This window comes from Polymorphospora sp. NPDC051019 (genome assembly GCF_040683055.1).
Lineage (GTDB): Bacteria > Actinomycetota > Actinomycetes > Mycobacteriales > Micromonosporaceae > Polymorphospora > Polymorphospora lycopeni.
Genome location: NZ_JBFBCH010000012.1, coordinates 118,755 through 131,154 on the forward strand (window position 1 = coordinate 118,755; position 12,400 = coordinate 131,154).

Genomic DNA, 12,400 nt, shown 5'->3' on the forward strand with positions numbered 1-12,400 from the left:
GTCGTGGGCCGCACTGATTCGTCGGCGTCGATGGTGCTGCGGTCCGCCCAGGCTATGGGAGAAAGTTGCCCATGAGTACCCATCAATTGAAATATTTCTACACGTCGCCGGATGGTGGTTGCGTGGGCACGGGCTGGCGGGCCATCATGGCGCCATGATCGCTACCTACCGGAAGGGCGTGACCGCCCTCGCGCGGTGACCGCGCCCGCGCGGCACCAGGCCGCTCGCGATGTCATCCCGGCCAGGACGCTCGAATCGAGCATCGAACACTGGCTCGCCGCCGTGGAGATCCGGCGGGAATGGCTGGACCACGGACTCTCGACCACACCGGCCGACCGGGCCGGCGCCGAAGACCGGCTGACGGCCATCTACGCCCGGCACTTCCGACCCCGACCCCGCTTCCGCTGGGTCGACTCACCCCGCCAGGCCCTTCCGTCGCTCACCGGCCTGCCCACCCACGACGTCCTGCAACGATGGGTGATGCCCCGGCGGCCGCCGGGCGTACCCCCGCTGGCCAGCGACATCGCCGCCGGACTGTCCCGGCTGCGCGGCGCGTTGGACGACGCGGTCTCCCATCCCGACCTCGATCCATCACGGCTCCGCCGCGACAAGGGCAAGCCGTGGCCCGTACTGCCGCCGCTCGAAGCTCTCGACGCTGGTGGCCCGTTGCGGGAGGTGCTGCGGCAGGGCGTGCGGAACGCTCTGCGGACCAGCCTCGCCGACGGGTTCTACCTGCCCGTACGCGCCGCGCTTTCCGCGTACGGGCGGCTGCCGGTCGCCTGGTACGGCCAGCAGGAGGCGCACTGGATCGGCTACTACGACCTGCTCCGCCGGCTCGGCTTCGCCCGGTACCGGCCGGCCGACGCCGACCACCTCGACGACTGGGCGATACTGGCCCGGTCGTGCGGCTGGTGGTGGCCGGGCGAGGACGTGTGCGTCGTCGTCGAACGCCCGGCCGTGATCCGTACCGAGTCCGTTCCCGGCGGTTGGCACGGTCAGGTCCGGCCACGTCAGGGTGATGGCGGCCCGGTCGAGTACCGCGACGGCTGGCGGCCACTGCTGAACCGGTAGCCCGGCGGACGACGCCTGAGCAAGCACTGCCCGAACCCGGGGTGGCCGGTCCGACCGGCCGGCCACCCCGACATCCGGGCACGGTCGGCTCCGGCGCCCGAAAGATCGTCCCTAGTGGATGGCGATGACCGCTCCGGTGGCGTTGTCGTTGCCGCCGGCCCGCAGCGATTCGGCGAGCAGGGTTCCGACCGGGTTCCCGTCCCTCGTCAGCACCTCGGCGATCCGCCCGTACGGCACCTGCTCGGCGAGGCCGTCCGTACACAGGAGGTAGACGTCGCCCGGCCGCAGGGTCACGTTGAGCACGTCGGGTTCGGGCTGGTCGGGGTGGCCGACGTACCGCATCAGCCGGTAGCGGTCGGCGTGTGCCCGCGGCGAGTCGAACGGATACCAGCCGTTGACCGCCCCGAGCCAGGCCGCGGTGTGGTCGACGGTGAGCAGTTCGAGTTGACCGTCCCGTAGCCGGTAGGCCCGCGAGTCGCCGATCTGCACCAGCCAGGCGTCGTGGTCGTCGCCGACGAACGCGGTCAGCGTGCATCCGGTCAACTCGCCCAGCCGGTGTCCGGCCTCGCGGAGCCGGCGCTGGGCCTCCGCGACCGCGGCGCGCAGCGGCCCGGGGCCGGGAGCGGCCATCCCGACGAAGACGTCGACGGTGGTCCGGCCGGCGACCCGGCTCCCCTCGCCGGCACCCATGCCGTCGGCGACGACCACCAGCGGGCGGGCGTCGTCGAGGTGCAGTACGTCGAAGTTGGCCGGGTAGCGGTTGCCGACCACGGTGCCGGCGGTCATCGCCAGGCGGCGACCGGCGACCGTGAGTTCGGTGCGGCGGATCTTGATCTCTTCGATGGCGCCGAGTCTAGCCATCCGGGCGAGGGGCCGGACCGGTTTATGTCCACCGGGCGCGGGAAGGCACCGTACGGATCGCCGCGAGGGCCACCGCCGCCCCCGTGGCCGAGGGAAGGGATTCGAGATGGCCGAGCGGGAGAACCTTCACGATCTGCGAAAGCGTGCCCACGATGCGGGCATCGAGGGCAACTCGAAGATGAGCGAGCCGCAACTGCGTGACGCGCTGAAGCGGGTGGGTAGGGGCACCGACCCGATGATGGCCAAGCAGGCCGCCAAGAAGTAGATCGACCGCGTCGGTCGGGACGGGGGAGAGCCCTCGTCCCGACCGACGCGTGTGTCGGGTCAGACGCCGAGCGGTGCGGTGGGAAAGGCGGCGAGGTTGACGGCGCGGACACCGGGAAGGTCGGCGGTGGTCTCGGCGCGCAACTCGATCGCGGTCACGCCGCACTCCCTCGCGATCCCGCGCCGGTCAGCACCCCGCGGGCCAGTTGGTCGGACAGCCATTCCCGGAAGTCACCCTCGGACCAGCCGCAGCGGGTCACCAGCGCGTCGTAGTGGGCCGGGTCATTGAGAAACCAGACGACGTCGACCGCCCGCTCCACATCGGACCCCTGGCGCAGGGGCCCGAGTGACCGGACCCGCTCGACCACCATCGCCGCGCCCCGGCGCCGGTTCCGCAGCAGCGTCTCCCACACCTGCGCGACCTCCCCGTTGTCGTCGGCCGCCCGGCGTACGGCCTCGAAGATCTGGGCGGCCCGGCCGCCGATCAGGGTGCACACCCGTTCCTGGTCGGCCCGGACGAGCCGCTGCGGACCCTTCAGATCACCACCCCGTCCGGATTCGAGGGGTTCGCCGCCGAAGCCGGCGAGCCGGCGGCGGCCCGCCGGCTGCCCGACCCCGGCCCGGTCGACCCGGCCGCCCTCGGTCACGCCGCCGCCCGACACGGCGTCGAACTGCTCGGACCACCAGCCACCCGCTGACGCCACTACCCGTCGCGGTTCTCCAGCGGGACCGTCGCCTCCGCACCGGGCGCCAGCCACAACCGCCGCCCCCGCACCATGATCGGGATCGGCGGCTCGTCGCCCGGTGGGGTGCCCATCCGCACCTCCCGGTGGTCGACCGTCAGGTCGACCAGCCGCCCGCGATAACGGATCGTGCAGCGAAGGTAGTCGAGGCCCTCGGGCAGCAGCGGATCCAGCCGGAGCACGTTGTCGTGGATCTCCAGCCCGGTGTAGCACCGCTGGAGGATGTCCAGCGTCCCCGCCGTGGCACCGAGGTGGATCCCCTCCCGGGCCGAACCGTCGTGCAGATCCGCGAGGTCCGTACCCAGCGCCGCCAGCAGCATGTTCCACGACTGCCGCCGGTCGGTGCGGGCCAGCACCCAGGCGTGGGCGACCCGGCTCAGCGTCGACCCGTGCGTCGTACGGGCCAGATAGTGGTCGACGGTCGCGGGGATGCACGCCCGGTCGAAGTCGTAACCGAGGTGGCCGATCAGGTCGGCCAGCTCGTCCGCGCCCAGCAGATACAGGAGCATGAGCACGTCCGCCTGCTTCGACACCCGGTAGCGGTTGGTGCTGTCCCCCTCCGCCTGCAGAATCCACCCCAACGGTCGCAGGTCGCCGTACCGCCGCCGGTAGTGCTCCCAGTCCAGCTCGGCCAGGTCGGCGTACCCCTCGAACTGGGCCAGCATGCCGTCGGCGAGGAACGGCAACCGCAGCCGGCGCCCGACGTGGTCCCAGTGGTCGCGCTCGGGCCGCCCGACCTCCGGCTCGAACCACGGCGTCGCCCCCGGGTGCCGCTCCAGCAACGAGTACGCCTCACACGCGCGGGCCAGCGTCCACGCGACCATCACGTTGACGTACGCGGAGTTGTCGAGACCCTCGCCCGGCCGGTCCGGATAGCCGTCGTGGTATTCGTCGGGGCCCATCACCCCCCGGATGTCGAACCGGTCGTCGGCCGGGTCGTACGTCGCCGCACCGGCCCAGAACCGGGCCGTCTCCACCAGCAGGTCGATCCCGGTCGTGCCGAGGAACGACAGGTCCGCGGTGGTCTCCCAGTAGCGCCACGCGGAGTACGAGACGGCCAGGTTGACGTGGTGCTGGAGGTTCGTGTGGTCGGGTGTCCACTCCCCGGTCACCGGATTGCGCGACCGGGCCGGGCTCTCGTCCCGCCCGCTGCTGGCGCTCTGCCAGGGAAACAGCGCGCCGTCCCGGCCCAGCTCGGCCGCCTGCCGGCGGGCCCAGCCCAACCGTCGGTGCCGGTACTCCAGCAGGGCCCGGGTGAGTTCCGGCAGCCGCAGGTCGAGGAACGGGTAGACGAAGAGTTCGTCCCAGAAGATGTGACCGTGGTAGCCCTCGCCGTGCAACCCGCGCGCCGGAACGCCGGCGTCGAGATCGACCGTGTGCGGCGACAGCGTCTGCAACAGGTGGAAGGTCTGCACCCGCACCAGAAGCTGCCACGCCTGCTCGTCGCCCACGTCGAGCCGCAGCCGCTGCCACAGCCCGGCCCACACGGCGGCGTGGTCGGCGGCCAGCACCTCGAACGGCCCGGCGCCGGCGAGTTCGGTCCGCGCGGCCACCAGCGGCTCGTAGACGGCCCGGTCCCGCGACGAGAAGACGGCGACCGTCTTGTCGACCAGCACCGGCTCACCCGCCGTCAGGTCGAGCGCGGACACCTGGCTGATCTCCGCCGGCCCGCCGACCGTACGGTGCTCGATCCCGCCCCGCGACCCGGCCGACACCCGGGTCCGGGCGGCCAGCGCCACCCGCAGACGGGAGTCCGTGGTCTCGGCCACCATCCACAGCGATTCCGGGCCGTCGGTGCCGCACGTGACGTCGTCCAGGTGCCGGCCGCAGGTCCCGCGCTCGATGGGCGCGTTCGCGTTCACCACCCCGCCGTCGAGCCCCGACCGCACCTCCAGCCGCCCCGACCAGTTCTCCGTCAGGATCGTCGTGTGCAGCGCGGCCAGGTGCGGCGCCGCCATCGACACCAGACGTCGCTGCCGCAGCCGGGTCCGCCGCTGCTGCCGGTCGACGACCACCAGCTCCCGGCGGTAGATGCCACTGCGCAGGTCGAGCGCCCGATGCTCGTGCAGGCGGCGGGCCCGCCCCGGGGCGTACCAGTCACCACTGGCCGGCCGGAACGTCAGCGGCAGCCAGTTGGGCAGGTTGACGATGCTTTCGGCGGTCTCCCGGCCGTCGCCCGGCAGCCGGTTGTGGAAGCCGGCGAGATAGGTGCCCGGATAGTGCACGCCGTCGGCCGACGACTCCGGCGCCGCCCCGCGGCTGGCGAGATAGCCGTTGCCGACGGTCAGCAGCGCTTCCCGGGTGCCCTCCCCGTCCGGGTCGCCGTCGACGTACGTCAACGTCCAGGCGGCGGGCAGGTCGCTCGTGCACAGCTCGCAGCCGGGGTCGACGGGTCCGGTCCCGGCCACCAGGCACCTCCTCAGCGCACTGCCGGTTCCCGGTCACCGGCCGGGCAAACCTGGCACCACCGGCGGCGCCCGGCGCACCGGCGGGCTCGCCGATCCGGCCGTCGCGACGGCGGCGGCCACGTAGGGTCGGACCGGAGACCACACCCCGGTGGACACCCGTACGCGAGGACTGCGATGTCCCGGACCCACCGACCGTCACCGGCGCTCGTGTTCAGCCTGGCCACCTCGGCCGGCCTGCTCGCCGCACTCAGCCTGTGGGTCCGTGGCCGGACGGTCAGCCACTGGGAACGGGACCTGTTCGCGCTCCTCAACCACCTGCCGACCGCCGTCACCCCGGTGCTGGTGGTGGTCATGCAGGTCGGCTCCTACCTGGCGGTGTTCGTGGCGGCGCTCGCCGCTGCCGTGCTGCGCCGGACCGCCCTCGCCCGCGACCTGCTGGTCGCCGGCAACCTCGCGTACTGGCTCGCCGTCGCCGGCAAGCTCGCGGTGGCCCGGGAGCGACCGGCCGCCCTGCTGGCGGACGTACGGATCCACGACACCGTCACCGGCGGGCTCGGCTACCCGTCCGGGCACGTCGCGGTCGCGTCCGCGCTCGGTCTCGTCGCCGCCCGCGCCGTCCCCCGGCACCGGCGGGGGTACGTGTGGGCGGGCATCGCCCTGGTCGCGATGGCCCGCGTGCACGTCGGCGCCCACCTGCCGGCCGACGCCCTCGGCGGGTTCCTGGTCGGCTGGCTCGCCGTCTGCCTGACCCGGCTCGTCGTCGGTGACATCGGCCCGGAGCGGTCGGCGGACCGGATCCAGCGGGCACTGCGGGACCAGGGCGTCGACGTCGTCCGGCTGGAGGCGGTCGACGGCGACGCCCGGGGCTCCCGACCGTGGAAGGCCGCCACCGGCGACGGGCGGCACCTGTTCGTGAAGGTCACCGGCGGCGAACAGCGGGACGCGGACTGGCTCTACAAGCTCTACCGGCGAATCCGCTACCGCAACATCGCCGACGAGCCGCCGTACCTCACGGCGAGACAGAAGACCGAGCACGAGGCCCTGATGTCGCTGCTCGCCGAACGGGCCGGGGTGCGTACCCCCGGGGTCGTCACCATCGCGACCGGCCCGGACGGCGACGGGGTCCTGGTCCAGCCGTTCGTCGACGCCCGGTCGCTCGACGCGTCCGGCACACCACCGGCACCCGCCGCCCTCGCCGATGCCTGCCGCCAGGTCGCCCTGCTGCACCGCGCCGGACTCGCCCACCGCGACCTGCGCGCCGCCAACATCCTGCGCGACGACTCCCGGGTCCACCTCGTCGATCTCAGCTTCGGCGCCGGCAACGCCACCGCCGACCAGCGGGCCCGGGACCTCGTCGAACTGCTGGTGACCCTGGCCGGTCTGGCCGGCGCGGCACCGGCGGTCACCGCGGCCGTCGAGCAGATCGGGCCCGAGGCGGTCGCGGACAGCCTGCCCTACCTGCAACGGCCGCTGCTGTCCCGCGCCGGCCGGGGCATCCTCCACGACCACCCCGACCTGCTCACCGAAATCCACGACCGGATCGTCGAACGGTGTCCGGGCCACGACGACCGGCCGGCTCCGGTCGTCCGGGTCACCCGGCGGAGTCTCTTCCTGCTCGTCATGCTCGGCCTGCTCGTCCACTACCTGCTGCCACAGATCGGGCAGGTACGCGCCGCCCTGCACCTGATGCTGCACGCCCACCCGCTCGCCGTCGCGGCCACCCTGCTCGGCTCGGCCGGCACCTACCTGCTGAGCGCCCTGGCGCTGCGTCTCGCCGCGGCCGACCGGATCCCGCTCGGGCAGGCCGTCCTCACCCAGGTCGCCGCCTCCTTCGCCAACCGGCTCGCCCCCGGCAGCGTCGGCGGAGCCGCGCTGAGCCTGCGTTACCTGAACCGGAAGGGAATGCCGGCGGCCGAGGCGGCCACGGCCGTCGCCGTCGTCCGGGTGGCCGGCGCCGTCTCCGTCGTCGTCCTCCTGCCGCTCCTGCTGCCCTTCGCCCGGGAGCCGACCCGCAATATCGTGCACGCCGCCACGACCAAAGGACTGCCGATCCTGCTGGCCGTCCTCGCCATCCTGCTGGTGGCCGCCGCGGCGGTGGCCGTCCCCCGGTTGCGGACCCGGGGCCGCGCCGCCGTGCACCAGGTGGCCGCGGCCCTGCGCGCCCTCACCCGGGGGCACCGGCTGGTACGCCTCACCGTGGTGTCCCTGGCCCTGACGGTCCTGTACGGCGCCTGTCTCTATTTCGCGCTGCTCGCGGTCGGCCAGCCCGTGGATCTGGCGGTCGTCCCGGCCGTCGTGCTGGTGTCCGTCGTCGGCGAGGGCGTGGCGTCGGCCGCGCCCACCCCCGGCGGACTCGGTGCCACCGAGGCCGCCCTGGTGTCCGGCCTGCTGCTCTACGGAATCGCGCCGGACACCGCGGTCGCCGCCGTGCTGATCTACCGGCTGGCGACGTTCTGGCTGCCGGCCCTGCCGGGCTACGTCGCGCTGCGGATTCTGGTCCACCGGCGGCTGCTGTAGGGCGGCCCGTCAGTCGAAGAAGACCAGCCTGACGATCGCCACCGTGCCGATGACGACGATGATGGAGCGCAGGAGCCGTGGGGAGAGCCGGCGGCCGAACCTCGCCCCGGCGAAGCCGCCGAGCGTGGCACCGGCCGCGATCAGCGCGACCACCTTCCAGTCGACCGAGTGCCGGGCGACGATCATGAAGGTCGCCGCGGCCACGGCGTTCACCCCCGTCGTCAGGAGGTTCTTCACGCCGGTGATCGCCTGCAGGCTCTCGGCGGTCAGCACGCTCAGCAGGCCGACGACGAGAATCCCCTGTGCGGCACCGAAATAGCCGCCGTACATCCCGAGCACGAAGGTGCCGGCGACGACGGCGACCAGCCGTCGGGCGCTCAGCGTGCCGCTGTCGGCCGTACCCCGGCGGCGGGCGGCACGTCGCTGGAGGGCCGGCCCGGCGACGACCATCAGCAGGCCGATCCCGATGAGGACCGGCACGATCGCCTTGAACGCACTCTCCGGCAGCACCAGCAGCAACAACGCGCCCACGATCCCGCCGAGCACGGAGGCGGGGAGCAGCCACCTGAGCAGTTCCCGCTTCCCGGCGAGTTCGTGCCGGTAGCCGTACGTGCCCGAGATGCCTCCACCGACCAGGCCGATGTTGTTGGAGACGTTCGCGACCAGGGGCGGGTAGCCGAAGAGAACCAGCGTCGGGAAGGTCACCAGGGTGCCCGAACCGACCACCACGTTGATCATCCCGGCCCAGAACCCCGCGACGAAGATCGCGATCAGCTCCACGGCGTGCTCCACGGCCTGATGATTACAGGCCGGCCGTACCCGGGCGTCGTCCCGGCCCACCGAACCACCGCCAGCGGGCGGATAACCGGATGTGCCGGCAAAGCGACTTCGATACGTTGCACCGCATGACGACGATGCTGGTGCAGGTCGACCTGCGGTCGGCCGATCGCTACCTGACCTGTTGGGTCGAACCGCGGACCGCCGTCGGAGACCAGATCACCCTGCGCAACTCCGACGACCCGGCCCGGCGGTGGGACGTGCTGCGGGTCGGGGTGCCGCGCCCGGCCAGCGACATCAGGCGCGGCTGGAACAACAACATCTGATCGGGCGCTAGGCCCGGGCGGTCGTCGGCGACGGCGGCCGCCCGGCCGGCTCACCGGTGGCACCCGGGCCGGCCGCCGCCCAGCCGGTCGTGATCAACAGCAGTGCGGCGATGTAGGTGGTCATCACCAGCAGGTGGTGCCCGGGCAGCGTGATCCCCGCCGCGCCCAGCCCGATCACCAGGTCGGAGAAGAGGAAGAGGGCGCCGCCGATCGCCGTACGGCGGGAAATCCCGACCGCTGCGGCGGCCATCGCGCACAGGGCGAGGCTGTAGCCGAGGATCGGCAGCCGCAGCGGGCCGAGCGAACTCCACAGCAGAGCGTTCGCCAGCGCCCACAGCACCGCGTAGCCGAGCAGCGCCGGCAGCGGCGGCCGGCGACGCCGGACGAACGTGACCAGGAAACTGATCTGGGCGCCGAGGAAGAACGCCATTCCGGCGAGGAACGCGGTCTGGCCGGACATCAGCAACGCCACGTCACCGGCGGTCGCGAAGACGAGCCCGACGGCCACGCCGTCGAAGCGGCGCCGGGTCCACAGGTAGGCGATCAACACCGGCGCCAGGAGCGGCTTCGCCAGCCACTGCAACAGCGGCACGTCGAGCGCCACCCCGAGCAACTCGACGGCGACGACGACACCGAACAGCCACATCATGCCCGGCTCACCTGCCTCGAAGTGGCCGGATCGGCAACCGGGGCGGTGAGCAACTCCCGGGCCAGCCGTGCCGCCGACCGCCCCTGACCAGAAACAATCGACGCGGCGAGCCGGCGGTGCCGGGCGACGTCGAGCAGCTCGGCGGCGCGCCACTGCGGCGGTACCGCGCCGGCGCCGACGAGACTGTTGAAGGCCAGCAGGTAGGCGGTGTTACCGCTGCCCTCGACGATCCGTCGCCACAGCGTCGTGTTGGCCATGGCCATGCCCGGCAGATCTGGTGCCAGGTCGGCGTATCCGTCGACGGCAGCGCGCACCGCCGCCCGGGCCTGGGCCGTCCCGCGTTCGGCGCACAGGCGGGCCGCGTCGACGCCGACGCAGGCCCGTATCTCCAGCAGGTCGCGGCCCAGCGTGCCGGCCGGCAGCGCGCCACCGGATCCGGGTAGCGACAGGATCAGGTCGAGCCCGGCGTGCTCCCGCCAGTTCAGCACCCGGGTCGCCCCACCCTGGCTGACCCTGACCAGGCCGAGCTGCTGGAGCCGGCGCAGCGCCTCGCGTACGGCGTGGCGGTTGACCTCGAAGGTGGCCGCCAGGTCGCGCTCGCTGGGCAGGGCGTCGTCGGGCCGGTATCCGCCACTGACGATCGCGTCCCGCAACTGGGCGAAGACGTGATCGGAGATCGGGCCGCGTGGGACGGGAACGAGGGCCATGGACCGGGAGTGTGGCAACGGCGCCGGCAACCTGTCAACTGGTTGGACCAGTTTCCTCTCCCTGGCGCGACATTCGCAGTCGACAGTGCATCGGTCGAGTGGGCAGCCATTGTGGACCGGAGGCGGAACCAGGCGCCGGAAATGGATCTTAAACTCGACAACCTTGATCATGGCTGCTACCGGAGGATGTTCCTCGATGCACGTTAGAACCGCCCTGCGCTGGACCGCGGCGGTGGCGATGGCCGGCGCGCTCGTCGCCGCGTCCGCCATGCCCGCCGCCGCACGGGGTCCGGACGACGCTCAGCTCTCGGTCTACATGCCCGACACCACCCTCGCGACCGGCACCGACGGCAAGACGGTGTCGGCATACCTGTACGCCTCGAAGCCGGTCGTCCTGTCGTCGGCCACCATCGTCTACGACTTCTCCGATCTCGTCGGCACCGCGACGGTCCGCCCGACCCCGGGCCGGCCCAACTGCACGACGGCGAACAACCGACTCACCTGCGGAATCACCGATGGCATCCGGGTGGACGAGTCGGGAATCGGCGGTCTGACCAACGTCGTGATCCGGCCCGCCACCGGTGCGGTCAGCGGTGCCACCGGCACGCTGCGGGTGACCTTCGTGTCGCCCGGCTCGTCGTCGGGAAGCTACGCGGCCACCGTCCGCGTCGGCGAGGCGGTCGACCTGGCCATCGGGCCGGACGTCGAGGTCCAGGCCGAGCCCGGCGGGGCGTTCTCGGCCCCCATCGCGGTCACCAACCCCGGTGACACGGCGGTGGAGGGGTTCAACGTCCTCTTCTACCACGACCACGGGTTCCGGCCTGGTGAGAAGTACCGCAACTGCACCTACGTCGGGGACGTCCTGCGCTCGTGCGCGTTCGACACGACGGTCCAGCCGGGGGAGACGCTCGGCGGCACGATGTCGTACAAGGTCGGCGAGGACGCGTACGCGCCGGGCACCGACTGGGCCGAACGCCAGGTGATGACCCGGGCGGACTTCACCGACCACGCCGGATTCCTGACCCAGGTCGGGTTCGAACTCGGCGAGCCGGGCGACGGCGGCCTCCTCGAACTCGTCCGGCCCGGGGCCGCGGCCCGCAACGCCCAGACCGACATCGACGAGACCAACAACTGGTCGGTGGTGACCCTGCGGGTCACCGGGCAGAACGGTGCCGACATCGCCGCCATCGGCGACTCGGCGCGGGGAGCGGCCGGTGAGGTGGTGACCGCCGAGGTCGGGCTGGTCAACAACGGACCCGCGACCGTGGAATACGAGCGGTCCGGCGAGCCGGTCACCGCCCTCTACCTGACGGTGCCGCCCGGCAGCACCGTGGTCGAGGCGCCGCAGGAGTGCTATCCGATGAACGGCGAACGGCCCGACTACCGGCAGCCGGGCGGGACCGGGGCGGCCAAGTACTTCTGCCCGACCGGGGTCAAGCTGCCCGTGGACGAGAAGCAGATCCTCACGTTCAAGCTCCGGATCGATGAGGTGACGGCGGACGCGACCGGCGAGGTGGCGATCAACGTGCCCTGCGAATGCCCCTGGTTCCACGAGGACCTCGACCCGGCCAACGACGTCGCCAAGCTCGTTCTCAACCCGGCCGAGCCGGGCGGCGGCGGTGGTGGTGGCCTGCCGGTCACCGGTGCCACGACCGCCTGGACGGCGGCCGGCGGCGTCCTGCTGCTGCTGGCCGGCACCGCCGGGTTCGTGCTCTTCCGGCGGCGCCGGGTCCGCTTCATCGCCTGAACCGACTAACCGCAGTCGCCGCCGGCCCGTCACGGGCCGGCGGCGACTGCGTGTCATGTGACGTACGGGGTGATCAGTGCGGGAACACGCGGGGCGTACGGTGGGCGATCTCTTCGCTACCGGCAGCAGTACGGCACCTCCGACTGGGCCTGTACGGCGCCGCAGGACATCACCACCGCCACGACCATTCCGGTGTCGCTGTTCAACGGCCAGAGTGCGCGGGGCGCAGTCCACGTCCGACACACGCTGTACGGCGGCACCTATCCCACGACCGGTGGGTCCGCCCAGGACACTGTCACGGTGAACTACTCGTACTGATCCGGTCGGGCC

General features: G+C 72.5%; 12 protein-coding genes. 6 read left to right on the top strand and 6 right to left on the bottom strand.

Annotated elements, in window-relative coordinates:
• The first annotated feature begins 195 nt into the window (after positions 1-195).
• Complete coding sequence (locus AB0M79_RS21610; protein ID WP_364216441.1) at positions 196-1,071, top strand: DUF6745 domain-containing protein; 876 nt, start codon at positions 196-198, stop codon at positions 1,069-1,071.
• 111 nt (positions 1,072-1,182) lie between these two features.
• On the opposite strand, the gene AB0M79_RS21615 is transcribed toward AB0M79_RS21610, so the two are convergent.
• On the bottom strand, positions 1,183-1,932 hold the full coding sequence (locus tag AB0M79_RS21615) for a PP2C family serine/threonine-protein phosphatase (RefSeq protein ID WP_364216444.1): 750 nt from the start codon (positions 1,930-1,932) through the stop codon (positions 1,183-1,185).
• A 106-nt stretch (positions 1,933-2,038) separates the two neighbouring features.
• Here AB0M79_RS21615 and AB0M79_RS21620 point away from each other — a divergent pair, with 106 nt between their 5' ends.
• The gene (locus AB0M79_RS21620) at positions 2,039-2,197 is read left to right on the top strand and encodes a hypothetical protein (RefSeq protein ID WP_364216447.1); all 159 of its coding nucleotides are present in this window, start codon (positions 2,039-2,041) and stop codon (positions 2,195-2,197) included.
• Between the two features lie 154 nt (positions 2,198-2,351).
• Here the strand turns inward: AB0M79_RS21620 and AB0M79_RS21625 are convergent, their stop codons facing one another.
• Positions 2,352-2,900, bottom strand: a complete 549-nt coding sequence (locus AB0M79_RS21625) for a hypothetical protein (RefSeq protein WP_364216450.1) — start codon at positions 2,898-2,900, stop codon at positions 2,352-2,354.
• Complete coding sequence (locus AB0M79_RS21630) at positions 2,900-5,347, bottom strand: glycosyl hydrolase family 65 protein (RefSeq protein WP_364216453.1); 2,448 nt, start codon at positions 5,345-5,347, stop codon at positions 2,900-2,902. The genes AB0M79_RS21625 and AB0M79_RS21630 overlap by 1 nt, the downstream gene beginning before the upstream one ends.
• Positions 5,348-5,521: 174 nt before the next feature.
• Here AB0M79_RS21630 and AB0M79_RS21635 point away from each other — a divergent pair, with 174 nt between their 5' ends.
• Complete coding sequence (locus AB0M79_RS21635) at positions 5,522-7,864, top strand: flippase-like domain-containing protein (RefSeq protein ID WP_364216456.1); 2,343 nt, start codon at positions 5,522-5,524, stop codon at positions 7,862-7,864.
• A gap of 9 nt (positions 7,865-7,873) precedes the next feature.
• Here the strand turns inward: AB0M79_RS21635 and AB0M79_RS21640 are convergent, their stop codons facing one another.
• Complete coding sequence (locus tag AB0M79_RS21640) at positions 7,874-8,656, bottom strand: sulfite exporter TauE/SafE family protein (RefSeq protein WP_364216459.1); 783 nt, start codon at positions 8,654-8,656, stop codon at positions 7,874-7,876.
• A gap of 113 nt (positions 8,657-8,769) precedes the next feature.
• Here AB0M79_RS21640 and AB0M79_RS21645 point away from each other — a divergent pair, with 113 nt between their 5' ends.
• Positions 8,770-8,967: a hypothetical protein gene (locus AB0M79_RS21645; protein ID WP_357538741.1), complete on the top strand. Its 198-nt coding sequence runs from the start codon at positions 8,770-8,772 to the stop codon at positions 8,965-8,967.
• A gap of 7 nt (positions 8,968-8,974) precedes the next feature.
• On the opposite strand, the gene AB0M79_RS21650 is transcribed toward AB0M79_RS21645, so the two are convergent.
• Both AB0M79_RS21650 and AB0M79_RS21655 read right to left on the bottom strand, forming a co-directional pair.
• Positions 8,975-9,616: a lysoplasmalogenase gene (locus AB0M79_RS21650; protein ID WP_364216462.1), complete on the bottom strand. Its 642-nt coding sequence runs from the start codon at positions 9,614-9,616 to the stop codon at positions 8,975-8,977.
• A complete protein-coding gene (locus tag AB0M79_RS21655) occupies positions 9,613-10,323 on the bottom strand; it encodes a GntR family transcriptional regulator (protein ID WP_364216465.1) in 711 nt (236 codons plus the stop codon). Before AB0M79_RS21655 ends, AB0M79_RS21650 begins: the two co-directional genes overlap by 4 nt.
• A gap of 196 nt (positions 10,324-10,519) precedes the next feature.
• Here AB0M79_RS21655 and AB0M79_RS21660 point away from each other — a divergent pair, with 196 nt between their 5' ends.
• Both AB0M79_RS21660 and AB0M79_RS21665 read left to right on the top strand, forming a co-directional pair.
• On the top strand, positions 10,520-12,070 hold the full coding sequence (locus AB0M79_RS21660; RefSeq protein WP_364216473.1) for an LPXTG cell wall anchor domain-containing protein: 1,551 nt from the start codon (positions 10,520-10,522) through the stop codon (positions 12,068-12,070).
• Positions 12,071-12,127: 57 nt separating this feature from the next.
• Positions 12,128-12,388, top strand: a complete 261-nt coding sequence (locus tag AB0M79_RS21665) for a hypothetical protein (protein ID WP_364216476.1) — start codon at positions 12,128-12,130, stop codon at positions 12,386-12,388.
• The last annotated feature ends 12 nt before the right edge of the window (positions 12,389-12,400 follow it).